The organism is Pseudomonas fluorescens group sp. PF-69, from assembly GCF_054481235.1.
Genome location: NZ_JBTMNC010000001.1, coordinates 3,505,652 through 3,529,845 on the forward strand (window position 1 = coordinate 3,505,652; position 24,194 = coordinate 3,529,845).

Annotated in this window: 21 protein-coding genes and 3 pseudogenes; 14 read left to right on the plus strand and 10 right to left on the minus strand. The window is 59.9% G+C overall.

What is annotated here, in order from left to right; translation table 11 throughout:
- Positions 1–231 precede the first annotated feature (231 nt).
- From ACX3YF_RS16370 to ACX3YF_RS16405, 8 genes and pseudogenes are all read left to right on the plus strand, one after another.
- Positions 232–1,482, plus strand: a complete 1,251-nt coding sequence (locus tag ACX3YF_RS16370; RefSeq protein WP_288095976.1) for a benzoate/H(+) symporter BenE family transporter — start codon at positions 232–234, stop codon at positions 1,480–1,482.
- Positions 1,483–1,497: 15 nt separating this feature from the next.
- Positions 1,498–1,716, plus strand: a pseudogene (locus ACX3YF_RS16375) (YbjQ family protein); the annotation flags it as partial.
- 140 nt (positions 1,717–1,856) lie between these two features.
- On the plus strand, positions 1,857–2,045 hold the full coding sequence (locus ACX3YF_RS16380; RefSeq protein ID WP_130203654.1) for a hypothetical protein: 189 nt from the start codon (positions 1,857–1,859) through the stop codon (positions 2,043–2,045).
- Between the two features lie 310 nt (positions 2,046–2,355).
- Entirely contained in the window at positions 2,356–2,724 is a 369-nt protein-coding gene (locus ACX3YF_RS16385) for a bacteriocin (protein WP_288095973.1), read from the plus strand.
- A 110-nt stretch (positions 2,725–2,834) separates the two neighbouring features.
- Positions 2,835–3,296 (plus strand): glycine zipper domain-containing protein, encoded by a 462-nt coding sequence (locus ACX3YF_RS16390; protein WP_458973922.1) that lies wholly within the window; start codon positions 2,835–2,837, stop codon positions 3,294–3,296.
- Positions 3,297–3,425: 129 nt separating this feature from the next.
- The gene (locus ACX3YF_RS16395; protein WP_047531559.1) at positions 3,426–3,608 is read left to right on the plus strand and encodes a hypothetical protein; all 183 of its coding nucleotides are present in this window, start codon (positions 3,426–3,428) and stop codon (positions 3,606–3,608) included.
- Between the two features lie 67 nt (positions 3,609–3,675).
- Complete coding sequence (locus tag ACX3YF_RS16400) at positions 3,676–3,888, plus strand: hypothetical protein (protein ID WP_288095971.1); 213 nt, start codon at positions 3,676–3,678, stop codon at positions 3,886–3,888.
- Positions 3,889–4,074: 186 nt separating this feature from the next.
- Positions 4,075–4,770 (plus strand): HAD-IA family hydrolase, encoded by a 696-nt coding sequence (locus tag ACX3YF_RS16405; RefSeq protein ID WP_130203652.1) that lies wholly within the window; start codon positions 4,075–4,077, stop codon positions 4,768–4,770.
- Positions 4,771–4,820: 50 nt separating this feature from the next.
- Here the strand turns inward: ACX3YF_RS16405 and ACX3YF_RS16410 are convergent, their stop codons facing one another.
- From ACX3YF_RS16410 to ACX3YF_RS16420, 3 genes and pseudogenes are all read right to left on the minus strand, one after another.
- The gene (locus tag ACX3YF_RS16410; RefSeq protein WP_090463902.1) at positions 4,821–5,567 is read right to left on the minus strand and encodes a 3-oxoacyl-ACP reductase family protein; all 747 of its coding nucleotides are present in this window, start codon (positions 5,565–5,567) and stop codon (positions 4,821–4,823) included.
- A gap of 553 nt (positions 5,568–6,120) precedes the next feature.
- Positions 6,121–7,398 carry an O-acetylhomoserine aminocarboxypropyltransferase/cysteine synthase family protein gene (locus tag ACX3YF_RS16415; RefSeq protein ID WP_458944536.1) on the minus strand — a complete coding sequence of 426 codons (1,278 nt, stop codon included), beginning with the start codon at positions 7,396–7,398 and terminating at the stop codon, positions 6,121–6,123.
- Positions 7,399–7,925: 527 nt separating this feature from the next.
- Positions 7,926–8,039, minus strand: a pseudogene (locus tag ACX3YF_RS16420) (hypothetical protein); the annotation flags it as partial.
- Positions 8,040–8,288: 249 nt separating this feature from the next.
- Between ACX3YF_RS16420 and ACX3YF_RS16425 the strand changes: the two are divergent.
- Positions 8,289–8,687: pseudogene (locus ACX3YF_RS16425) on the plus strand (methyl-accepting chemotaxis protein); the annotation flags it as partial.
- 279 nt (positions 8,688–8,966) lie between these two features.
- On the opposite strand, the gene ACX3YF_RS16430 reads toward ACX3YF_RS16425, so the two are convergent.
- The 3 genes from ACX3YF_RS16430 to ACX3YF_RS16440 form a co-directional block, all read right to left on the minus strand.
- On the minus strand, positions 8,967–9,695 hold the full coding sequence (locus ACX3YF_RS16430; protein WP_130203646.1) for an aspartate/glutamate racemase family protein: 729 nt from the start codon (positions 9,693–9,695) through the stop codon (positions 8,967–8,969).
- Between the two features lie 57 nt (positions 9,696–9,752).
- The gene (locus ACX3YF_RS16435) at positions 9,753–11,294 is read right to left on the minus strand and encodes an NCS1 family nucleobase:cation symporter-1 (protein ID WP_198132325.1); all 1,542 of its coding nucleotides are present in this window, start codon (positions 11,292–11,294) and stop codon (positions 9,753–9,755) included.
- A gap of 565 nt (positions 11,295–11,859) precedes the next feature.
- Entirely contained in the window at positions 11,860–12,600 is a 741-nt protein-coding gene (locus ACX3YF_RS16440; RefSeq protein WP_103402608.1) for a phosphoadenylyl-sulfate reductase, read from the minus strand.
- Positions 12,601–12,762: 162 nt separating this feature from the next.
- On the opposite strand from ACX3YF_RS16440, the gene thrH reads away from it, so the two are divergent.
- Complete coding sequence (gene thrH / locus ACX3YF_RS16445) at positions 12,763–13,380, plus strand: bifunctional phosphoserine phosphatase/homoserine phosphotransferase ThrH (protein WP_103402609.1); 618 nt, start codon at positions 12,763–12,765, stop codon at positions 13,378–13,380.
- A gap of 124 nt (positions 13,381–13,504) precedes the next feature.
- Here thrH and pabB read toward each other — a convergent pair whose 3' ends face one another.
- The 4 genes from pabB to rloA all read right to left on the minus strand — a co-directional run bounded on the left by pabB (position 13,505) and on the right by rloA (position 18,111).
- Complete coding sequence (pabB, locus tag ACX3YF_RS16450; RefSeq protein WP_130203643.1) at positions 13,505–14,848, minus strand: aminodeoxychorismate synthase component I; 1,344 nt, start codon at positions 14,846–14,848, stop codon at positions 13,505–13,507.
- Positions 14,849–15,047: 199 nt separating this feature from the next.
- Positions 15,048–16,034 (minus strand): alpha-L-glutamate ligase-like protein, encoded by a 987-nt coding sequence (locus ACX3YF_RS16455; protein WP_130203642.1) that lies wholly within the window; start codon positions 16,032–16,034, stop codon positions 15,048–15,050.
- Positions 16,034–17,569 carry an osmotic stress tolerance membrane protein RloB gene (rloB, locus tag ACX3YF_RS16460; RefSeq protein WP_047531531.1) on the minus strand — a complete coding sequence of 512 codons (1,536 nt, stop codon included), beginning with the start codon at positions 17,567–17,569 and terminating at the stop codon, positions 16,034–16,036. Before rloB ends, ACX3YF_RS16455 begins: the two co-directional genes overlap by 1 nt.
- A 5-nt stretch (positions 17,570–17,574) precedes the next feature.
- On the minus strand, positions 17,575–18,111 hold the full coding sequence (gene rloA / locus ACX3YF_RS16465) for a retropepsin-like aspartic peptidase RloA (protein WP_047531528.1): 537 nt from the start codon (positions 18,109–18,111) through the stop codon (positions 17,575–17,577).
- 303 nt (positions 18,112–18,414) lie between these two features.
- Between rloA and ACX3YF_RS16470 the strand changes: the two genes are divergently transcribed.
- From ACX3YF_RS16470 to acnD, 4 genes are all read left to right on the plus strand, one after another.
- The gene (locus ACX3YF_RS16470; RefSeq protein ID WP_189340169.1) at positions 18,415–19,131 is read left to right on the plus strand and encodes a GntR family transcriptional regulator; all 717 of its coding nucleotides are present in this window, start codon (positions 18,415–18,417) and stop codon (positions 19,129–19,131) included.
- Positions 19,128–20,018: a methylisocitrate lyase gene (gene prpB / locus ACX3YF_RS16475; RefSeq protein ID WP_458973923.1), complete on the plus strand. Its 891-nt coding sequence runs from the start codon at positions 19,128–19,130 to the stop codon at positions 20,016–20,018. The genes ACX3YF_RS16470 and prpB overlap by 4 nt, the downstream gene beginning before the upstream one ends.
- 237 nt (positions 20,019–20,255) lie before the next feature.
- The gene (gene prpC / locus ACX3YF_RS16480; RefSeq protein ID WP_130203640.1) at positions 20,256–21,383 is read left to right on the plus strand and encodes a bifunctional 2-methylcitrate synthase/citrate synthase; all 1,128 of its coding nucleotides are present in this window, start codon (positions 20,256–20,258) and stop codon (positions 21,381–21,383) included.
- A gap of 196 nt (positions 21,384–21,579) precedes the next feature.
- Positions 21,580–24,174, plus strand: a complete 2,595-nt coding sequence (acnD, locus tag ACX3YF_RS16485) for a Fe/S-dependent 2-methylisocitrate dehydratase AcnD (RefSeq protein ID WP_458973924.1) — start codon at positions 21,580–21,582, stop codon at positions 24,172–24,174.
- The last annotated feature ends 20 nt before the right edge of the window (positions 24,175–24,194 follow it).

Here is a 24,194-nt window from a genome sequence, read left to right on the forward strand (position 1 = left end):
CGGTCTGCCTTGTTTCAATAAATTGGCCTGCAAAGGCAGGCCAGTCTATCCGTAGAATTCACCCCTCGCCACGGCCTTTGTGCGGGGCAAGCACGCACGTTGCGAGCGATTTTGAACAGCGGTGACTCAGCCATGGCCAGGTCACACGACTACCACGCAGGTCCGACGGCGTTGCCGTAAATCATCCTCACTCGAGGCCGAACACTTCGTTTCGCAAGGAGCAAAGCCATCATGTCTTCTTCACCATCCTCGTCCACCCTGCGTCTACGCGACCTTGTGCATCCGATTGTCGCCGGGCTGATTTCAGTCATCGTCAACTATGGCGGCACGTTCATCCTGGTCTTTCAGGCCGCCAAGGTCGCCGGGCTCAGCCCCGAGCTGACGGCGTCGTGGGTGTGGTCGGTGTCGATTGGCGTGGGTATTACCGGGCTGTTTCTCAGTTGGACAAGCCGTGAGCCGATCATTACGGCCTGGTCGACACCCGCTGCGGCCTTTCTGGTCGTCGCACTGTCCACCACGCCCTACGCCGAGGCTGTGGGTGCATACATCATTTCGGCCGCTGCCTTCGTACTGCTGGGTTTGTCCGGCTGTTTCGAAAAAATCATCCGCTTGATTCCGCCGGGCGTGGCGGCGGGGCTGCTGGCCGGTATCCTGCTGCAGTTCGGTATCGGCGCGTTTGGTGGCATGAGTATTGACCCCGCGTTGGTCGCATTACTGATTGCCGCTTACGTTGTGCTCAAGCGCTTTACCGCACGCTACGCAGTGGTGGGCATTCTGCTGCTGGGGCTGGCGTTTCTCCTGACGCAGGGGCGTGTGGATCTTTCCGGGCTGGAGCTGCAATTCGCGGCACCGGTATTCACCCGGCCTGAGTTCTCGATCAATGCGTTGCTCAGCGTGGCGCTGCCGCTGTTTCTGATCACACTCACCGGCCAGTACATGCCGGGCATGCTGGTGCTGCGCAACGATGGCTTCAGCACCAGCGCCAATCCTATCCTGACGGTCACAGGGTTGGGCTCATTGCTGATGGCGCCCTTCGGTTCTCACGCCTTCAACGTCGCGGCCATCACCGCGGCCATCTGCACCGGCAAGGAAGCCTCGGAAGATCCGTCCAGGCGCTGGATCGCCGGGGTTGCCGCAGGCGTGTTCTACATTCTCGTCGGGATTTTCGGGGTGACCCTCGCCGCCGTGTTCATGGCACTCCCGGCCACCTTCATTACGACGCTGGCCGGGCTGGCCCTGCTTGGCACTATCGGCGCCAGCCTGGCCAGCACCATGGCTGAGGTCAAATCCCGCGAAGCGTCGCTGATCACTTTTCTGGCGTCCGCCGCGAACATCACCTTGCTGGGGATCGGTGGGGCGTTCTGGGGGTTGCTGATCGGTCTGGCGGCCTACGTCTTGCTCAATGGCCGCTTGCCGCGTCGCGAGGCGCGGGTCATTCCGGCGGCCGACACCGTAGTAACCACCAAAGGCGCCAATCACTGATGGTCGCTCAACTGGATCTTCGCCGGAATGCGCGACTTCTTCGGTGGTCGCTCCCGGACATTGGAGCGTGCGCTGCAGGAAGCACGAATCCGCGCCACTGACGAAATCAAGGTGCGGGCCCGGGCGCTTCAAGCGGATGCGGTGGTGGGGCTCAATTACGAGATCGCCATGCCGGCCGGGAAGGGGGGAATGGTCGTGGTGTTTGTCACCGGTACGGCGGTGAAGCTCAGGTGACGCGTGGGCCATTCGTCGGGCACCCGGCAAGCTGAATAACAAGTCCAGTAATGACCGGCTAGTCTCAAAGGCTTCGTGATCGGTATTTTTCAGGCAAACGGCTTGCCGGTATCGATCACGCATTTGAGAGGGGTGAAGAGATGGCTGATCCGTACATTGAAGACGACGGGGCAGAGTTTCCAATCAACAATTGCGTGCAGTGTGGGCAGACGGCCTATGTTGCGAGTTTCGGTGAAGATCAGACCGAGGTCGACAAGATCAAATCCAGGGCGCGCCGACTGTTGAAAGCCAAATTTTTACCCAGGATAGCGGCACCGGTCAGGAAGTGATGAACCGCCAGCAGACCCCGTCATCGAACGGGGTTTTTTATGTCTGGCGGATTGTTTAACTGTTTGTGTCTGCGAATTATCTTTCACAAAGTTTTCACAACGCCTTACGTAGGCTCAACTCATCCGTTAGAAAGCAACACCCTGCCCGTTCCCCAGCGGGCTTTTTTTTGCCTGGCATAAAACCTTTTCGATAAATGCTGTCCAACCGTCGCCAATAACGAGGTTGAGCGCACGCCTGTCTGGACTTTTTCGTCGTTAAAGCATTCAATCTCGCCCCTTTCGATTTACACCCTTTTTTGAGGTTTTTGTCATGCGTTTCACTCTGCCTGCTTTGGTTCTGGGTCTTCTGGTTGCTCAAGGTGCAATGGCTGGCGACGGCACTGCTGCCGTTGGTGGCGGTTTGGGCGGCGCGTTGGGTAACGTCGTGGGCCAGAGCATGGGTGGCAGCACCGGCGCAGCGATCGGTGCTGGCGTAGCTGGCGCGGCGGGCAGTGCTGTTGCAGCCAAGAAAGGCCATCGCACCAGCGCTGCCATCGGCGGTGGCGTTGGCGCGGCCGGTGGTTCGGTGATCGGTAACAGCCTGGGCGGCAAGACCGGTTCGACTATCGGTGCAGGTCTGGGTGGTGCATTGGGCGGCGGCGTCGGCAGCAACCTGGCCAATGGTCACAAGCGTCACTGATCCTGATCGGCTGACTGAAAATGCCCGGCTCGATGCCGGGCTTTTTCGTTTATGAACGATTTTCTCTACGTTGCCTCCAAGTGTTAAGCCCATTGAATGCGAGGTTCACCATGACAGCTATGACTGAAGGCAAGGAAGTGAAGATGTCCGGCCGTTTGAGGTTGCCAGCGCTGGTTTTAGGCCTGTTGATCACACCACTGGCGATGGCGGCCGGTGACGGTACGGCGGCGGTCGGCGGTGGTCTTGGTGGTGCGCTGGGTAACGTGGTCGGTGGGCAAATGGGTGGCAGCACGGGGGCCGCTATCGGTGCCGGTGTAGGTGGTGCGGCAGGCAGCGCGGTCGGCGCGCCCAAGGGCAGTCGTACGGAAGCCGCGATTGGCGGTGGATTGGGTTCCGCAGGCGGCTCGGTGATCGGCAACAGCCTCGGCGGCTCCACCGGATCGACCATCGGCGCAGGCCTGGGCGGGGCAGCGGGTGGTGCGGTCGGCAACAATCTGGGGAGCGACAACGGCAGTTCCCATTCCGGTGGGGGTCATAAACACAAGAATAAACACAGAAACAAACATCACTGATGGGACATCGCACTCCCCCCAGAACCCGGCCAGGCGCCGGGTTTTTCGTTTCCGTCAGCAGGGCGCTGGAACGTTTGACCGAGGGTCGCCTCGAACGTCATACACCCCCAGAAAAATGCGAGGCATGCCATGACTCCGGAAACCGAAGGCAAGGAAGAAAAGGGCCCGAGTGGATTGCCGTTCATCAATGATCCCGGTAATGAAGATCCGGGTTCTCTGATGGATGACGCCACGGTGCCGCTCAACGATTCGGATGACGCGGGCGATGTGGGCAACACCGAATTTGAGGATGAGGACGACGACCAGGACTGAGCGGCGTCGCGATTATCCGTGCATTGAAACTTCAGGGCCTGCATGGCTGGCCCCTGAGAGGTGCAACATGAATGCTGATCCGAAGGTTCCCGACATTGACGAAACCCCTGAGTATCCACTGCCTTCGCCCACCGATTCGCTGGGACGCGATCAGCGTCCACCCGACGATGACGCCGGTGTCGAGCAGGTGCCCGATGACGATGTGAAAAACGCTGACGTCGAGGCAGACCCGGAAGATCCCGACATTGCCGGGAATGATGCGTCCGGCGAGCCGAGTTGACTGGCGGTCGATCCTCCCGCCGACGATCTCCACGGCACGGGTGCGAACGCGAACGACAGCCGCCCTTCGAATTTTGCCCGTTGCCCTGAGCCAACTGCGCTCGCTATGCTGCTGAAACCTTTAATCAGTCATCGAGCCGGCCGTCACCGAGCCGCCTGGGATGTCGTTGAAAACGGATCAGATGCGATGAATGCACCGCTGGATGAATTCGGCCCGATCAAGGCTGTGATATTCGATATGGACGGCTTGTTGCTGGACACCGAGGGCATCTACACCGAGGTCACGTCTATCATTGCCGGGCGCTACGGGCGGACTTTCGACTGGCGCGTCAAGCAGAACATCATCGGTCGTGGCGCGGACGATCTGGCGCGCTATGTGGTCGAGGCGCTGGATCTGCCCATGACTGCCGAAGAGTTTCTGGTGATGCGCGAACCCCTGATGCGCGAGCGTTTTCCTACCGCGCTGGCCATGCCTGGCGCACAGGAACTGGTACGGCATCTGAAGGCCAACAATGTCCCCATTGCGGTGGGCACCAGCTCTTCGAGCCAGTCGTTCGGTCAGAAAACCACCTTGCACCGCGACTGGTTCGCGCTGTTCGACACCATCGTCACGGCCGATGACCCGGAAGTCGGTGCAGCCAAACCGGCGCCGGATATTTTTCTCACCGCAGCCCGGCGCCTGGGTGTCGCCCCGCAGGATTGCCTGGTGTTCGAAGATTCACCCTTCGGTGTCACGGCGGCGAAAGCGGCGGGGATGACGGCGATTGCCATTCCCGATGCGGCAATGGCTGACGAAAAATACGCACACGCCGATGGCATTCTTCGTACGTTGAAAGCATTCAAGCCAAGTGCTTGTGGTTTGCCGGCGCTCGAGTGGGCCTGACAACGGACAATGTGGGAGCAAGCTCCCACATTTGATTGACGTCTGACGCATCAGGCGCCGAAACCACCATCGATGGTCAGGCTCGCACCGGTGATGTAGCCCGCCTCGGGGCCGGCGAGGTAGGCGACGAAACTGGCAATCTCTTCGGCTTTGCCATAACGGCCGACGGCCATCAATGGAATCAGGCTGTCGGCGAAGTCACCGTCGGCCGGGTTCATGTCCGTGTCGACCGGCCCCGGTTGCACGTTGTTGATGGTGATGCCTTTCGGGCCAAGATCGCGGGCCAGGCCCTTGGTCAGGCCGACCAGTGCCGACTTGCTCATGGCGTATGGGCCACCACCGGCAAAGGGCATGCGATCGGCATTGGTGCTGCCGATGTTGATGATCCGACCGCCAGCGGTCATGTGCCGGGCGGCGGCCTGGGTGGCGATGAACACGCTGCGCACGTTGATAGCCAGGGTCTGGTCGAAGTCTTCGAGTTTGAAATCCTCCAGTGGCGCAACGGCCAGCACGCCAGCGTTGTTGACCAGGATATCCAGCTGTCCGAAGGCGTCTACCGTGGCGGTCACGGCGCCACGAATGGCGTCGGCGTCGGCGCTGTCAGCCTTGATGGCCAGGGCTTTGCCGCCGTCAGCGATGATGCTGTTCTGCAACGCTTCGGCCTTGGCCGTGGAGCTGACATAGGTAAAGGCGACGGTTGCGCCTTCAGCGGCCAGTCGCTTGACGATGGCTGCGCCAATGCCACGGGAACCGCCTTGAATCAAAGCCACTTTGCCGCTGAGGTTCTGAGTAGTCATATCGATCTCCAAAGTCCCGAGGCGAGATTGCCTTGGTTGATGGAGCCTAGTATCGATTCGGGATTGCACGCTGTCTTCAGTGCTCAATAAAAAACAAAATCAAGTCTGAGCTAATCAAGATCTTGGAATAAACAGGTCTTCAGAAGATGTAGCGGAACTGCATTAATTATCGAAATTACTAAGACGAAGACATATTAAGATAGATTCAAGACGTCTGTGGTGCCGCCAAAAAATGATTGAAAAAAACGATGAGTTAGCAATGTTTGGTTGGTTAGGGGGTGTATTGAAAAGTTTAAGGAGAGGCGACTTTTTATAGTCGATTGAAGGTCGGCGGTCAGAGGAAGATTATCAATCACTCTTCCTCGGCGATGCCAGAAGCGCAGATGAAAAACGCCAAGCAATGAAGTCCTGTTACCCTCCAACTCCACGCCCCCAGTTGGCGTGGAGTTTTCTGACATGCATCAAGGCACCCAGTTCTCCAGGGTGAGTCCATCATCCTTTTTGTCTGGGCAAATCCAAGCCGACATCCCTGCAGCATGCATGCTGCTCGCCCTCAGAGATGAGTTGAATCCAGCGCTTGCTGCAAGTCGTCTATCAGGTCTTCAATCGCCTCAATGCCTACCGAAAGACGAATCATTTCCGGCTTCACCCCGGCCTTCGCTTGTTCCTGTTCGTTCATCTGCCGATGGGTAGTAGAGGCCGGATGGCAGGCCAGAGACTTCGCGTCACCGATGTTCACCAGGCGTTTGAAAATTTGCAGAGCGTCGTAGAAACGGACACCTGCTTCATAGCCGCCCTTCAAGCCAAACGACAGGATCGCCGATGGTTTGCCCTGCATGTACTTCTGCGCCAGTGCGTGGTGTGGATGGTCCGGCAGGCCGGCGTAACTGACCCATTCAACCTCAGCGTGACCTTGCAGGAATTGCGCAACCTTCATGGCGTTTTCGGTGTGTCGTTCCATGCGCAGTGCCAGGGTTTCCAGGCCTTGCAGTAGCAGGAACGCGTTCATCGGTGCCAGCGCCGCTCCAGTGTTGCGCAGTGGCACAGTGCGGGCGCGCGCGATGAAGGCGGCGGGGCCGAATTTCTCGGTGTACACCACGCCGTGATACGCCGGTTCGGGTTGGTTGAGACCGGGAAATTTTTTCGGGTATTGGCTCCAGGGGAAGGTGCCGCTGTCGACGATCACACCCCCCAGGGAATTGCCGTGGCCGCCGACATATTTGGTCACCGAGTGCACGACAATGTCGGCACCGAACTGGATCGGCTTGCACAGGATCGGCGTAGCCACGGTGTTGTCAACCATCAGTGGCACACCACGGGCGTGAGCGACATCGGCTAGAGCTTCCAGGTCGATGATATTTCCCGCCGGGTTGCCGATGCTTTCGCAGTACACCAACTTGGTGTTGTCATCGATCAGTTCTGCGATGGCCTCGGCGGAGTCGTTTCGGGCAAAACGAACATCCACGCCGAAGCTCGGCAGAAGGTGAGCGAACAGGGTGTACGTACCACCATAGAGTTGCGGGGTGGTGACGATATTGTCACCGGCGCGGGTCAGGGTCTGGATCGCATAGTGAATTGCGGCACTGCCAGCCGAGACGGCCAGGGCCGCGATACCACCTTCGAGGGCGGCAATGCGTTGCTCCAGCACATCGTTGGTGGGGTTCATGATCCGCGTGTAGATATTGCCGGGCACGTCAAGGTTGAACAGGTCGGCGCCGTGCTGGGCGTTATCGAATTCGAAGGCGACGTTCTGATAGATCGGCACGGCGACGGCCTTGGTGGTCGGGTCCGACTTGAAGCCGTGGTGCAGCGCGATGGTTGCGTCTTTCATGATTTTTATCGATCTCCTTTAAGCGTCCCGGATGTTGTGTCAACAGAACTTCGATTAAACCGATACCCAGTTCCGAGTCGGTATTGTCCATTTTTTGCTGATGTTTCCCAACATTTCCATGCTGATCGTCCTTTGTTCTCCTGCTCGAAAAGTGAGCAGAACCAGTTAAGCACCTGGCTCAGCTTTTTCAGTTGGCAGAACCGCCTTTACCGGGACAGTTTTCGGTCAGCGGCAACACTTTCAGTTCCAAGCCATTTGCAGGCTCGCTCTAATAAAACCTGGGATTGTTGCTCCACCACGTTCGTACATCCGGTATACAGGGCAGCACAAGGCCTGGGTGCAGGCTTTGTGCCAGTTTCCAACTTACTGTTTTTAAAAGAAATTCAATCGACATGGTTAAGCTAAAGTGTCTGTCGAGTGACAGTGTTGATGAAGTTCTGTTGCTGGACCGACAGTCGGTTTACTGGGGCGCGGAATAGATGAAGGCCAGCGCGAGGGCTGGCCTTCTTAAAGGGGATATCAGATTTTCAGGCGGTCTGCTTGCTGCCACCTCCAATCTGCCAGACATAGGGTGGTTCGGTGCCGTTGATCTCCCGGTCGCCGATGATCCGCTCTTTGTGGATGAACGGGGTATGCGAGGCCTTGCCGACCTGGGTGCCGTTGGCGACCCATTGCTCGCCCTGACGGCTGATGTGGGGAGTCGTATGCGACCCTGTTAGTGAGCACGTATTGCATCGTGCACTTATTTGATTCACGAATGTTTCATTCGGATAGCCAGCAACGACCTTCAACCCCTCTGAGCAGCTACCCCGCGCGGGCATCCTTCAACGTAGAGGATTCCGCGTAATCCAGCATTGATTTATGAGCTCTTGAGCGTCAGCGATGGATAACAAGCTAGAACCTTGGCCACACGAACATCCCGCGCCGCCGACGACATCCGGCAGATGGTCGAAGGCCTGCAAAACGAAACGCAAATAGCCGTGGGATTCATGGAGAACGGAGTCAAGGATGTTGACAACAGCTTGCGCCTGGCCGAAGAGGCATCCTCGGAAAATGTGCAACTGCATCAGGCAGTGGAAAGCATGTTCAGCATTATTCAGCAGCTTAATGAGCGCAGCCTTGATTATGGAAAAACAATCAAACAGGTCGATCAGTCATCCGCAGAGATGCGCCAGACGGTGATCGTGCTGCAGACCAGTGCGGAAACGGTAAGGCTTGACGCCAACAAGTTGCAAAAACTGGTGGGGCTGTTCGAGGTGAGCAACAACTCCCGGCAAAATGCTGCTTGAAGCTTTGCCGCGTACTTCCCATTGCCGCAAACAGACCCCAAGGCCTTTTATTTTTCGATGCCGTTGAGCATTTGTCCTCCCTAACCCAGGCGCATGGTTACCTTCATTGAGCAGGTAACCCTGTGTAAACCAAAAGTTGATAGTGGTCGCTATGGAAACCTTCAGCAGTGTTTCCGGCTCCCACAGTTTTTGTGTCGTTCCACAATGATGCATACGACACCTGACTATGGGAGCGAGGGTTGCCTCAGGCGGTGTTCCGATGATTAACGATAACGCGGTCTACCTGCCAAACCGCCCCGGCCAGCCAATGATGGTTTTCGGCCGAGGCGTCGCATAAGTCCGTACCTTCGACGTCGACAACCCGAGCCGCACCAGGGATTCGGCAATGGTCACCGCCGCCGTTACGCCGTCCACCACCGGCACTCCCGTGCGTTGGCGAATCTGTTCATCCAGCCCGGCCATGCCGCCACAGCCGAGGCAAATCACTTCGGCCTTGTCCTGGGCCACCGCCAGTTCGGCCTGATGCACGATAGCCTCCAGTGCGCGTTGCGGTTCGTGCTCCAGTTCAAGTACCGCCAGACCGCTGGCCCGCACCGACGCGCAACGATCCCAGAGCCCGGACAGTTTGAGGCGATCCTCGATCAGCGGCACCGTGCGGTCGAGGGTGGTGACCACCGAATAGGCATGGCCGAGAAACATCGCGGTGCTCGCCGCCGCATCGGTGATGTCCACCACCGGCACGTTAAGCAGTTCCTGCAAGCCTTCGCGGCCGTGCTCGCCGTAGCCGGCCTGAATCACGGCGTCGAAGGGCTGGTCGTAGGACATCACCCGATCCATCACGGCAATGGCCGCCAGATAACTTTCGAAGTTGCCTTCGATGGAGTCGGCACCGAAGTGAGGGGTCAGGCCGACGATTTCCGTGCCGGGGGCTGCAACGGCCTGGGCCGAGCGGGCGATGGCCTGGGTGATGGATTCGGTGGTGTTGACGTTGACCACGAGAATTCGCATGGGGAGTCCTTATAGTGCAGTGGTTCTGCGGCCCGGGCATACCGGGCCTCCAGGTGATTAATGACTGACGTTGTCGACCGCAATGGCTTCGCCGCTGACATCGGCGTAGTGCGGTTGGCGTTTGGCGATGATCAGGTAGAGCATTCCGGCAATCCCGGCGCCGATCAGCCAGGAGAACGGCGAAACGAGGTGGAAGCCCGGCACCAGCGCCAGCACGATGGCGATCAGGGCGGCGGGAATGAACGCCGCCACGGCGCGCAAGTTGACCCCGCGGCTGTAGTAATAGGCGCCGTTCGGGTCTTCGCTGTAGAGCTGCGGCACGTTGACCTGACCTTTTCGGATCAGCCAGTAGTCGACCATGATCACGCCATACAACGGCCCGAGCAGGGCGCCGAGGCCAGACAGGAAGTACACGATCACCAGCGGGCTGTTGTAGAGGTTCCACGGCAGGATCAACACGGCGATGGTCGCGCTGATCAGCCCGGCCCGGCGGAATGTCAGGTATTTCGGCGCCAGGTTGCTGAGCACGAAGGCCGGGGCGACGAAGTTGGCCATGATGTTGACGGCGACTGTGACGATCAGGAACGCCAGGCAACCGAGCACCAGGAAGAAGGTGTTGGGGATCGAGGCGATAATTTCTGTAGGACTTTCAATAATGTGGCCATTGATCTGGAATTGCGCGCCGCACAGCAGCACGGTGATCGCGGCAAACACCAGAATGTTGACCGGCAGGCCCCAGAAGTTGCCGACCTTGATGGTCTTGCGGCACGGCGAAGAGCGGGCGAAGTCGCAGAAGTTCAGGATCAGCGTGCCGTAGATCGCCAGCCACAGCGCGCCGCCGGCAAAGATGTTGCGCCACATCTCGCCACCGGTCAGTGGTTCGCGGATCGACCAGGCGATGGTTGCATTGGCCTGGGTGTACATCCACGCGGCGAGTGCCGCGACGGTCAATAGGATCACCGGCCCGGCAAAGGCCTCGTAGCGCCGCACCATCTCCATGCCATAGGCGAGGATCGCCAGTTGCACGAACCAGATCGCCACGAAGCACACCCAGCCCAGGGTCGACAAACCGAGGATCGAGTTGTGGTCGTAATCGGCGAAACCGGGGTGGACGGCGGTCAGTAATACGCGGAACACCACCGAGGCCAGGTACGTCTGAATGCCGAACCAGGCGATGGCGATAACGGCGCGGATCAACGCGGGAATCTGCGCGCCGTGGATACCGAAGCTGATGCGGCTGATGACCGGGAACGGCACCCCGGTCTTCTGGCCCATGTAGCCGGAGAGGTTCATGAAGCAATACACCAGTGCCGCGCCGATCCCCAGGGACAGCAGAATCTGCCAGCCGCCCAGGCCCAGGGCATAGAGACCGATGGCGAACGAATAGTTGGCGATGTTGTGAACGTCGTTGGTCCACAGGGCAAAGATGCTGTAGCGACCCCAGCGCCGGCCTTCGGCCTTGGTCGGCGCCAGGTCTTTGTTGTGCAGGCGCGGGCTGAGTGCCACGGGGGATTGCAGGGTTGGGTCACCAGGCGTGTGCGTGACGTGGGAGGAGGGTAGATCCAGCGCGATATTGTTGTTGGAGAGACTTGTACGCATTCCGGCAGGCTCCTGATGCTCGACGCCGCGATGACTGTGCATGAGCGCAAGGCTCGACAAATCTTCGTCGCGGGTGGCGAATACCATGGGTTACGGGGCATCTGCAGCCTGTACGGGATAGGGCGCTTCAGGCTTGCGGATCTGGTGTGTGTATGTTTTGAGTTGATTGTATACAAAACATGTATGCACCTTTGCCAGATCTATGCCAGCCAGGAATCTATAAATTCGCCTGCTCATTTCGTTTTGTTATGAGTTGGCGCTAAGTAACTGAAAAAAAGGCGATATAAATTGACCGTTCGAACAGGTATTTATTTTTCGACAGGCTTTGTGGGAAAGGTCGACGCAGAAGGTCGGAAAGGCAGGATGTAACTTTTTCGGGCGCGGAAACTAAAAGTGCACACATAAATGGCACTGATGGTGACATTCCTGTGTACACATTTTTGGGTGGGGCACGCCCCCTGCAGGAGCGAGCCTGCTCGCGATGGTCGTTAACGATAGCGCTGGAAACCTGACGCCCCGCGGCGTTCTCGGGTTCATCGCGAGCAGGCTCGCTCCTACGGTGGGTTTACGCTTTGGACTTGCTGATGATGTTCCCGGCATGCAGCCCGCATTCCTTCTGCGTGGCTTCTTCCCACCACCAGCGGCCTTCGCGTTCGTGCTGGTTCGGCAACACCGGACGGGTGCAGGGTTCGCAGCCGATGCTGATGAACCCGCGCTCATGCAGGCTGTTGTACGGCAGCTCCAGCATGCGGATGTAGCCCCAGATCTCTTCGCTGGTCATTTGTGCCAGCGGGTTGAATTTGTACAGGGTGCGCTCCGGGGTGGAAAACGCGCCGTCGATTTCCATCACGGCGACTGCGCTGCGAGTGCCGGGGCTCTGATCGCGGCGTTGGCCGGTGGCCCAGGCTTTCACGCCGGACAGCTTGCGACGCAGCGGCTCGATCTTGCGGATGCCGCAGCATTCGCCATGGCCGTCCTTGTAGAAGCTGAACAGGCCCTTTTCCTTCACGAACGGTTCAAGTTTGGTGTAGTCCGGCGACACCAGTTCGATGTCGATCTTGTAGTGCTCGCGCACTTGATCGATGAAACGGTAGGTCTCGGGGTGCAAGCGACCGGTGTCGAGGCTGAACACCTTGACGTTCTTGTTCAGCTTCCAGGCCATGTCCACCAGCACCACATCCTCGGCGCCGCTGAAAGATATCCACAGGTCATCGCCAAACTCGGCGAAGGCGAGTTTCAGGATGTCCTGGGCGGATTTACTGGCATAGGTCGTGGCGAGTTCCACGACGTCGAACGTTGGGCTCATCAGGGCGGCTTCCTACAGGTCATTGGCGCTGGGCGCTCTATATGGGCCGATGGTAACAAAAAGCTGCGCCGGTCGGGGTGTCCTCTGCGTTGCGCGGTGGGGGAGTAATCGCTAGAGTTCGGGCTCGCTCGACTCAATAAACAATACAAATGGGAGTGTCTTGTGGAAATTGCCTGTCTGGACCTTGAAGGTGTGCTGGTCCCGGAAATCTGGATCGCCTTCGCCGAAAAAACCGGGATCGAATCCCTCAGGGCCACCACCCGGGACATTCCCGACTACGACGTGTTGATGAAGCAGCGCCTGCGGATTCTCGACGAACACGGCCTGAAGCTCGCAGATATCCAGGAAGTGATCGCCACGCTCAAGCCGCTGGACGGCGCCATCGAGTTCGTCAACTGGCTGCGTGAGCGCTTCCAGGTGGTGATTCTGTCGGACACCTTCTACGAGTTTTCCCAGCCGTTGATGCGCCAACTGGGCTTCCCGACCTTGCTGTGCCATCGCCTGATCACCGATGATGCCGGACGGGTGACCAGCTATCAGTTGCGTCAGAAAGATCCGAAGCGCCAGTCGGTGCTGTCCTTCAAGAGCCTGTACTACCGGGTCATTGCCGCCGGTGATTCCTACAACGACACCACGATGCTGGGCGAGGCCGATGCCGGCATTCTGTTCCATGCACCGGACAACGTGATCCGCGAGTTCCCGCAGTTCCCGGCGGTGCACACCTTTGAAGACCTGAAACAGGAATTCATCAAGGCTTCCAACCGCGCCCTGAGCCTGTAACACGCCCCCCTGCAGGAGCGAGCCTGCTCGCGATGAGCGTCAACGATGACGCGTCTGGTCTGAGCGCGAGCGGGGTCTCCAGGTTCATCGCGAGCAGGCTCGCTCCCACAGGGAATGGTGTTAATCAGAGGCTTTGCAGGGTATCGAGCAACACCTTCACCTTGGTGATCGATTCCTGATATTCGGCTTGCCACTCGGAATCGGCGACAATCCCGCCGCCGCCCCAGCAGCACACCTGCCCATCTTTCATCAGCAAGCTGCGAATGGCGATGGAGCTGTCCATCTCGCCACGCACGTCCAGATACAGCAGCGAGCCGCAATACAGTCCGCGCCGGGTCGGTTCGAGCTCGTCGATGATCTGCATCGCGCGAATTTTCGGTGCCCCGGTAATCGAGCCGCCGGGGAAGCTGCCGGCGATCAAGTCCAGCGCGTCGCGATCATCGGCCAATTGGCCGGTCACGCTGCTCACCAGGTGATGCACGTTGGGGTAGCTTTCCAGGCTGAACAATTCCGGTACCCGTACCGAGCCCGTTCTGCAGGTCCGACCGAGATCGTTGCGCAGCAGGTCGACGATCATCAGGTTTTCCGCGCGATCCTTGGCGCTGGCCAGCAGTTCGGCGGCATTCGCCGCATCTTCGGCGGGTGTGACGCCGCGAGGGCGAGTGCCTTTGATCGGCCGGGTTTCAACCCGTCGCTCACTGACTTTGACGAAACGCTCCGGCGACAGGCTCAGCACGGCGGCGCCGTCGGGCAGGCTCTGGAAGCCGGAAAACGGTGTCGGGCACGCCGCCCGCAACGCGCAGTACGCGGCCCATGGATCACCCTGGCAAGGGGCGCGGAAGCGCTGGGCGAAGTTGACCTGATAGCAGTCACCCGCCTGGATGTATTGCTGAATGCGCTCGATGGCGTGGCGATATTGATCGGCGCTCAGGTCGGCACTCATCGGCCCTTGCAGTTTGAAAGCCTCGACCGGTTCAATCGCAGGCTGCTCGAACAGCTGAATCAAACGCTCGCGCTCGCTGTCCGGCAGCGCCGGATGAAACACCAACTGACTGGTCTGCCGTTGGTGATCGCTGATCAACGCCCAGTCGTACAGGCCAAAGTGCGCATCCGGCAGTTGCAGGTCGTCCAGGGCCTGGCTTGGCAGGTGTTCCAGATGGCGGCCGAAGTCGTAGCTCAAGTAGCCGATCAAGCCGCCAGCGAACGGCAGTTCACAGGCTGAAGGCAGGGACGCTTCGCCGAGCCGCGTCAGGTTTTCCCGCAGGCGTTGCAGGAAATCAGCGCCGCTTTCGTCAGGCAATACCGTCAGTTGTTCCAGCGGCCAGGCGCTGAGCAGGTCATAGCGCCCGCGTTCGGCACTCGGCCGGCCGCTGTCGAGCAGCACGGCACCGGGGGCATGGCGGATGGCCGCGAAGTACTCGGCAGGGTTGGCGCGATAGGGAAGCGGGTGTACGGAACAGGTCAACATGAGTGAGGGCGATCGGCCGTTGAGGCGGGGTGGCGATTGTAGTCCCCTCGGGGAATTGCTCCTAGAGGGGACGTCGGGGATTGGCAGATTGGAGGCAGGCTTGAGTGATTCAGTCATCGCGAGCAGGCTCGCTCCCACAATGCAATGAGTACTTCTGTGGGAGCGAGCCTGCTCGCGAATGGGGCACCTCGGTCCCTAATTATCCCTCAACCGCAGGGATATGCCCGAACATCTCCTGCACAAAGGCTACGCGCTCTTCTACGGTTTCGGTCACGCCGCGAGCCTTCAGGTCTTCGAGTCGCGCTTCGACCGCATGGGTGCGCAGGGTCAGGCCGCAGTCGTTGGCAATCTGGATGTTCAAGCCCGGCCGGGCGTTGAGCTCCAGGATCAACGGACCTTTTTCCTGGTCCAGCACCATGTCGACACCGATGTAGCCCAGGCCACACAGCTCGTAGCACCCGGCGGCGAGTTTCATGAAGCCGTCCCAGTAGGGCAGTTGCACGCCGTCAACCGCGTTGGTGGTGTCCGGGTGTTTGTTGATGATGTTGTTCAGCCAGGTGCCGCGCAAGGTCAGGCCGGTGGCCAGGTCGACACCGACGCCGATGGCGCCCTGGTGCAGGTTGGCCTTGCCGCTGGACTGGCGGGTCGGCAGGCGCAGCATGGCCATCACCGGGTAACCCATCAGCACGATGATGCGGATGTCCGGCACGCCTTCATAACTGATGCTCTTGAAGATCTGGTCCGGGATCACCCGGTATTCGATCAATGCCCGGTCGCGATGCCCGCCGAGGGAGTACAGGCCAGTCAGGATGCTGGAGATATGGTGCTCGATCTCCTCGTGACTGATGATCTTGCCCGATACCGTGCGAAAGCGGCCCTCGAAGCGGTCGGCAACCACAATGATGCCGTCACCGCCGGCGCCCTGGGCCGGTTTGATCACGAAGTCGTTGCGTTCGCCGATGATCTCGCCGAGCTTGTCGATTTCCTTCTCGGTGGAAATCACGCCATACAGTTCCGGCACATGAATGCCGGCGGCGATGGCACGCTCCTTGGTGAGGATCTTGTCGTCGACGATCGGGTACAGGCTGCGCTTGTTGTACTTGAGCACATAGTCCGCGTTGCGTCGGTTGATCCCCATGATGCCCCGCGCTTCCAGGGCCTTCCAGGTCTTCCAGAAGCCGAGCATCAGCTGTCAGCCTTCTTCAGGAAGGCCTTGAACCGCACCAGTTCGGTCAGGCGATAACCGCGATAGCGACCCATCGCCAGCATGAAGCCCACCATGATCAGCAGGATCGCCGGGAAGGTGAAGACGAAGTACACCAGCTCCGGCACGGTCATGATCAGGTGCGCCAGGGAGGCGGCGAAGAGCGTGCCGATCGCCACTTTCATGGCGTGGCTGGCGCCGCGTTCTTCCCAGGTGATCGACAGGCGTTCGATGGTCATGGTCAGGATCACCATCGGGAACAGCGCCACGGACAACCCGCGCTCCAGGCCAAGCTTGTGGCTGAACAGGCTGATCGCGGCGATCAACACCACCACGAACGTCAGCACCACGGACAGCCTCGGCAGCATCTGCAGCTTCAGGTGTTCGAGGTAGGAACGCAGCGACAGCCCCAGCGCAGTGATGATGGTAAACAGCACGATGCCGAAGCCGAGCTGGGTCTCGCGGAAGGCCAGGGCGATCAGCACCGGGGTAAAGGTGCCCAGTGTCTGCAGGCCGACCAGGTTGCGCAGGATCAGGATCACCAGTACGCCGATCGGGATCATCACCATGATCATGAAGGTCTGCTGGGTTTGCAGCGGCAGGCCGTACAACGAGTATTCGAGGAAGTTGGCGTCAGTGTTTTCGTCGGTCAGCTTCGCCAGGCGAATGGCGTTCATTTCACTGTTGTTCAGGCTGAAGGTCACGTTGGCCTTTTTGCCGCCATCGACGGTGATCAGGTTTTCGTCACCGGTCCACCACAGCAGGCGGTCGGTCGGCAGCCCCTGTTCACCGGTTTCCGGGTTGAAGTACAACCAGTCGGTGCCGTTGAAGCTGCGCAGCCAGAGTTCCGGGGTTTGCGGCTGGTCGGCCACCAGGCGAATGGTGTGGACTTTCTCGATGGGCACGTGGGCGATGGACAGCAGCAGTTCGACGATGCGGGCCTTGTGCACGGTCGAAGGATCACCGGCCAGCAGCAGCTTCACGTTGTCGTCGTTGAGATTGTTGACACGCTTGATGGCTTCGCCGATGAACGTCTCGACGTCGGCCGAGTGTTGGCGAATCGGTGCGAGCAGGGCTTCGGCAGCGATTTTTTCCGGACCTTCCACGGCGATGCTGTCGCGGAAAGTCGGGCCCTTGACCTTGGACTTTTCGCCGGAGTACCGCTTGGTCAGCACCAGGCGGTAATACAGCGTCTGGTTGCCCTTGGCCCGGCGTGCCGACCAGGTGACCTTGCGATTGCCGTCGACCCGGTTCACGGCGACACCATAGTTATTGGAGATGAAGCTCTCGTTGAGGCTGACGAAGTCGCGGCTCAGGGGCGGCACGAACATCTGGATCTTGACCGGGTCCTTGGCGCTGGCGACGAACTCGACCTTGGCGTCGATGTTCCACAAGTCGTCGGTGGCGTCTTCGGTGACCGGGATCCCGAGCACGAAGATCTGATAGGCCGTGACTGAAATGCCCAGGATCACCAGGATGGCGATCAGCAGTTTCAGATGGAGGGTAAGAGAGCGCATTTAAATTACTCTGCGGTATGAGCGTCGGTGGTGCAGGCGGGTTTGCCGGCAGCATATTTAAGGCTGGGGTCGACCAGCGCGTCGAAGCGTTTGAGCGCTTCGGAGCCAATCAGGAGCGGGTATTGGAAAGCGCTGCGGTCGGTCAGGTTCACTTCGATGCTGCGCAGGGCCGAGCCCATGCAGATATCCAGCTCGATCACCGGGCGGGCCGTGTATTTCTTGCCTTCTTCCGGGTCGTAGTCGCCGGCTCGACGCTTGATCTTGCTGACCCGGGCCAGCGGTCGTTCGATCGGGTGCGAATGGGCGGCGTCGATGGCCAGATAGAAACGCACCCACGATTCGCCGTTGCGTTTGAAACGCTTGATGTCGCGGGCGCTCAGGGAAGCGGTTTTCGCTCCGGTATCAAGCTTGGCGGCCACTTCGAGGTCGATACCGCCCAGGGACGCGTATTCATTGAGGCCGTATACGGTCTTTTCCCCTGCCGCCGCGAAGCCGGGCAGGCAAAGAAAATAAAGGAATGTGGGGAAGGGCTTGAGTCTCATAAATCCTGGTGCGCAGCGGTCCGTACTTCGATTCAAGGCCCTGGCATCGCTGCACAAGTTCCCTCGTATGCCTATCAGGGTTTTATGACAGACAGTGCAGATGCGGCAAACAAATGCGGGCGGCATTCTAGCACGGTGGTTTTGTGGCGCCAGCGCTGACCGGCGGCTATAAACAGCGGTTCATGTGTGGTGATGGTGCAGACGGTTATTAGACGATTGTCGACAATATCTAATTATCCTTTGACTAAGACGCCTTGATTCGCTAGTTTTTGCGGCATTAGCTTTCAAGGTGTCGACAATATGCTGGATCAACTCGATCCCCCGCTGGTAACCCAAGATGATTCGGAAACACTTTCCGAAAACGTCTTCCGGCGCATTCAGGCGGCCATCGTCAAGGGTGAGATCGCCCCGGGCAGCAAAATCTCCGAGCCAGAGCTGGCGCGCACCTATGGCATCAGCCGTGGTCCGCTGCGCGAAGCCATCCACCGCCTCGAAGGCCAGCGCCTGCTGGTGCGTGTTCCCCACGTCGGTGCTCGGGTGGTGTCGCTGAACCATGCCGAATTGCTGGAACTTTACGAAATCCGTGAGTCCCTCGAAGGCATGGCCTGTCGCCTGGCCGCCGAGCGCATGACCCTCGAAGAAATCGACGAACTGCGCCAGGTGCTCGAAACCCATGAACGCGATGAGGCGTTTCAGGCCGGCCGTGGCTATTACCAGCAGGAAGGCGATTTCGACTTCCATTACCGAATCATCCAGGGCAGCGGCAACCGTACCCTGACGCAAATGCTCTGCGGCGAGCTGTATCAGTTGGTGCGCATGTACCGCATTCAGTTTTCCACGACGCCCAATCGCCCGCACCAGGCCTTCGCCGAGCACCACCGAATTCTCGATGCCATCGCCGACCGTGACGGTGAACTGGCCGAGTTGTTGATGCGCCGCCACATCGGCGCTTCCAAACGCAATATCGCCCGTCATTATCAGGACGGCGCCAACCCGACAGCCAAACGAGGTGAGTCATGAGTTTGAACAAGAGCACTCCAGGCCAGCGTTTCCGCGATGCGGTCGCCAGCGAGCATCCATTGCAAGTGGTCGGCACGATCAACGCCAACCACGCGCTGCTGGCCAAGCGCGCCGGTTTCAAGGCGATCTACCTGTCGGGTGGCGGGGTGGCTGCCGGTTCCCTTGGCGTACCTGACCTGGGCATCACCGGCCTGGATGACGTGCTGACCGACGTGCGCCGCATCACCGACGTCTGCGACCTGCCGCTGCTGGTGGACGTGGACACCGGTTTCGGCTCCTCGGCGTTCAACGTCGCCCGTACCGTCAAGTCGATGATCAAGTTCGGCGCGGCGGCGATCCACATCGAAGACCAGGTCGGCGCCAAGCGTTGCGGCCACCGTCCCAACAAGGAAATCGTGTCGCAGCAGGAAATGGTCGACCGCATCAAGGCCGCCGTCGATGCCCGTACCGATGACAGCTTCGTGATCATGGCCCGTACCGACGCCCTGGCAGTGGAAGGTCTGGAATCTGCCCTGGATCGCGCCGCCGCGTGCATCGAGGCCGGCGCTGACATGGTGTTCCCGGAAGCCATCACCGAACTGGAAATGTACAAGCTGTTCGCCAGCCGCGTGAAAGCGCCGATCCTGGCCAACATCACCGAATTCGGCGCGACACCGCTGTACACCACCGAGCAACTGGCCGGTGCCGACGTATCGCTGGTGCTGTACCCGCTGTCGGCTTTCCGCGCCATGAACAAGGCTGCCGAGAACGTCTACACCGCGATTCGCCGCGACGGCACGCAACAGAACGTCATCGACACCATGCAGACTCGCATGGAGCTTTACGATCGCATCGACTACCACACCTTCGAACAGAAGCTCGACGCGTTGTTTGCGGCGAAGAAGTAATGAACACCCTGTACCTGTAAACCTGCAGCCGCGACTGCAACGGTACCTGTAGGAGCGAGCTTGCTCGCGATGGACGTCAACGATAACGCGGGGAGCCTGATGCCCCGCGGTGCAGCGTCCATCATCGCTAGCAAGCTAGCTCCTACAGGGAATCCAGCGATCACGCGATCAGACAGTCCGGCAACCAGGTAGACAGACAAAGAATCTCTGACAAATTCAAGAAGACTGGAGACAGTAATGGCCGAAGCAAAAGTACTCAGTGGCGCCGGACTCCGTGGCCAGGTTGCCGGGCAAACCGCACTGTCCACCGTGGGCCAGTCGGGCGCAGGCCTGACCTATCGCGGCTACGACGTTCGCGAACTGGCGGCTGACGCACAATTCGAAGAAGTCGCCTACCTGCTGCTGTACGGCGAATTGCCGAGCAAGGCGCAACTGGCGGCATACATCGCCAAGCTGAGCAAACTGCGCGACCTGCCGCAAGCGCTGAAAGAAGTGCTGGAACGCATCCCTGCCGACGCCCACCCGATGGACGTGATGCGCACCGGTTGCTCGTTCCTGGGCAACCTGGAGCCGGAGCTGGACTTCTCCGAGCAACACGACAAGACCGACCGCCTGCTGGCCGCGTTCCCGGCGATCATGACCTACTGGTATCGCTTCAGCCATGATGGCAAGCGCATCGACTGTGTGACCGACGAGCCGTCCATCGGTGGTCATTTCCTGCACCTGCTGCACGGCAAGAAGCCGAGCGAGTTGCATGTCAAAGTGATGAACGTGTCGCTGGTTCTCTACGCAGAGCACGAGTTCAACGCTTCGACCTTCACCGCACGGGTTTGCGCATCGACCCTGTCCGACCTGTATTCCTGCATCACCGCGGCTATCGGTTCGCTGCGCGGTCCGCTGCACGGCGGCGCCAACGAAGCGGCGATGGAAATGATCGAGCGTTTCTCGTCGCCTGAAGAGGCGGTCGAGGGCACCCTCGGCATGCTGGCGCGCAAGGACAAGATCATGGGCTTCGGCCACGCGATCTATAAGGACAACGATCCGCGCAACGAGGTGATCAAGGGCTGGTCGAAAAAACTCGCCGACGAAGTGGGCGACAAGGTGTTGTTCCAGGTTTCCGAAGCCATCGACGCCACCATGTGGGAGCAGAAGAAACTGTTCCCGAACGCCGACTTCTACCATGCCTCGGCGTACCACTTCATGGGCATCCCGACCAAGTTGTTCACGCCGATCTTCGTCTGCTCGCGCCTGACCGGCTGGGCCGCCCACGTGTACGAACAACGCGCCAACAACCGCATCATCCGCCCGAGCGCCGAGTACATCGGCGTCGAGCAGCGCAAGTTCGTGCCAATCGAACAACGCTGACCGGGGAGGGGCCTGCACCGGGATCTGAATTCAACGCAGATCCCTGTAGGAGCGAGCCTGCTCGCGATGGAATGTCATACACATTGGTGTCGACTGACACACCATCGCGGGCAGGCTCACTCCCACAGTGGAAAGTGTTGACTTCATGCCCGGTGCCAGCCCCACCCTTTGTAATTACCGTGACCGAGTCCTGACGATGAACACAGAATTTCGCAAACCGCTGCCTGGCAGCCACCTGGATTACTTCGATGTCCGTGCGGCTGTCGAAGCCATTCAGCCAGGCGCCTACGACACCCTGCCGTACACCTCTCGCGTGCTGGCGGAAAACCTTGTGCGTCGCTGCGACCCGGCCACGCTTACCGAATCCCTGAAGCAGTTCATCGAGCGCAAGCGCGACCTCGACTTCCCGTGGTTCCCGGCCCGCGTGGTGTGCCACGACATTCTCGGCCAGACCGCGCTGGTCGACCTCGCCGGCCTGCGTGACGCCATCGCCCTGCAAGGTGGCGACCCGGCGCAAGTGAACCCGGTGGTGCCGACCCAATTGATCGTCGACCACTCCCTGGCCGTCGAGCGTGGTGGCTTCGATCCGCAAGCGTTCGAAAAGAACCGCGCCATCGAAGACCGTCGTAACGAAGACCGTTTCCACTTCATCAACTGGACCAAGAAGGCGTTCAAGAACGTCGACGTGATCCCGCCGGGCAACGGCATCATGCACCAGATCAACCTGGAGAAAATGTCTCCGGTGATCCAGGTCCGTGACGGCGTGGCGTTCCCCGATACCTGCGTCGGCACCGACAGCCACACCCCGCACGTCGATGCGCTGGGTGTGATCGCCATCGGCGTTGGTGGCCTGGAAGCGGAAAGCGTGATGCTCGGTCGCGCATCCTGGATGCGTCTGCCGGAAAGCGTCGGGGTTGAACTGACTGGCAAGCTGCAGCCGGGCATCACTGCCACCGACATGGTGCTGGCGCTGACCGAGTTCCTGCGCAAGCAAAAAGTCGTCGGCGCCTGGCTGGAGTTCTTCGGCGAAGGCGCTGCCGCGCTGACCCTCGGCGACCGCGCGACCATCTCCAACATGGCCCCGGAATACGGCGCCACGGCGGCGATGTTCTACATCGACCAGCAGACCATCGACTACCTCAAGCTCACCGGTCGTGAAGACGAGCAGGTGCAGTTGGTGGAGAACTACGCCAAGACCACAGGTCTCTGGGCTGACAGCCTGAAGGACGCGCAATACGAGCGCGGCCTGACGTTCGACCTGTCCACGGTGGTGCGCAACATGGCCGGCCCGAGCAACCCGCACGCCCGTGTCGCGGTGTCGGATCTGGCGGCCAAAGGCATCTCCGGCAAGTGGGAAGATGTGCCGGGGCAAATGCCCGACGGCGCGGTGATCATCGCTGCCATCACCAGTTGCACCAATACCAGCAACCCGCGCAACGTGATCGCCGCCGGCCTGCTGGCGCGCAACGCCAACAAGCTGGGCCTGACCCGCAAGCCATGGGTCAAGTCGTCCCTGGCGCCTGGTTCGAAAACCGTGGCGCTGTACCTGGATGAAGCCGGCCTGACCACCGAGCTGGAACAACTCGGTTTCGGCGTCGTCGCCTTTGCCTGCACCACGTGCAACGGCATGTCCGGCGCGCTGGATCCGGTGATCCAGCAAGAGATCATCGACCGCGACCTGTACGCCACCGCAGTGCTGTCCGGTAACCGCAACTTCGACGGACGGATCCACCCGTACGCCAAGCAAGCGTTCCTCGCGTCGCCGCCACTGGTGGTCGCGTACGCCATTGCCGGCACCATCCGCTTCGACATCGAGAAGGATGTGTTGGGTGTGGTTGACGGCAAGGAAATTCGCCTCAAGGACATCTGGCCAAGCGACGAAGAAATCAACGCGGTAGTCAAAGCCTCGGTGAAGCCGGAGCAGTTCCGTCAGGTGTACATCCCGATGTTCGCCATCCACGAAGACACCGGCCCGAAAGTTGCGCCGCTGTATGAGTGGCGCGAGATGAGCACCTATATCCGCCGTCCGCCGTACTGGGAAGGCGCGCTGGCCGGCGCCCGTCCGCTCAAGGGCATGCGCCCGCTGGCAGTGCTGCCGGACAACATCACCACCGACCACCTGTCGCCATCCAACGCGATCATGCTCGACAGCGCCGCCGGTGAATACCTGGCGAAAATGGGCTTGCCGGAAGAGGACTTCAACTCTTACGCGACTCACCGTGGTGACCACCTCACCGCGCAGCGCGCCACCTTCGCCAACCCGAAACTGTTCAACGAAATGGTTCAGGAAAACGGCAAGGTCAAGCAGGGCTCGCTGGCTCGTGTGGAGCCGGAAGGCAAAGTCATGCGCATGTGGGAAGCCATTGAAACCTACATGGACCGCAAGCAGCCGCTAATCATCATCGCCGGTGCCGACTACGGTCAGGGCTCGTCCCGTGACTGGGCGGCGAAGGGCGTGCGCCTGGCTGGCGTGGAGGCGATTGCCGCTGAAGGTTTCGAGCGCATTCACCGCACCAACCTGGTGGGCATGGGCGTGTTGCCGCTGGAATTCAAGCCGGGCACCAATCGTCACACCCTGGCCATCGATGGCAGTGAAACCTATGACGTGGTGGGCGATCGCACCCCGCGCGCCGAGCTGACGCTGGTGATCCATCGCAAGAACGGCGAGCGCGTCGAAGTGCCGGTGACCTGCCGTCTCGACACCGCCGAAGAAGTGTCGATCTACGAGGCTGGCGGCGTGCTGCAACGCTTCGCCCAGGACTTCCTCGAAGAATCGGCGGTTGCCGTTTAACACGCGCAGCACAGACACGG